This window comes from Burkholderia sp. Ac-20392, from assembly GCF_017104585.1.
In the GTDB taxonomy this organism is placed as follows: Bacteria; Pseudomonadota; Gammaproteobacteria; order Burkholderiales; family Burkholderiaceae; genus Burkholderia; species Burkholderia lata.
This window is the reverse complement of sequence record NZ_JAAGPB010000773.1, coordinates 1-234: the sequence shown is the minus strand read 5'-3', so window position 1 is coordinate 234 and position 234 is coordinate 1. Positions and strand designations below refer to the sequence as shown.

General features: G+C 81.2%; 1 protein-coding gene. It reads right to left on the bottom strand.

Features of this window, described 5'->3' with window-relative positions; all coding sequences use genetic code 11:
* A partial coding sequence (locus G3N99_RS42650) for a hypothetical protein (protein ID WP_206124947.1) occupies positions 1-234 on the bottom strand: 234 nt, incomplete at both ends.

The window sequence follows — 234 nt, the reverse complement described above, 5'->3', positions numbered from 1 at the left end:
TTCGGGTGGGCAGGGGGGGGGGGGTGTGCGGGTGGTGTGGGTGGGTGTGGGGGGCGGGTGCTGGGGAGGGACGTGGTGGCGGGGGGGGTGGCGTGTGGGGGGGGGGTGTGGGGGGGGTGGGGGGGGGGGGGGGGGGGGGGTGTGGGGGGGAGGGGGGGGGGGGGGGGGGGGGGTGGGGGGGGGGGTGGCGGGGGGGGGGGGGGGGGGGGGGGGGGGGTGGTTTTTTTTTTTTTA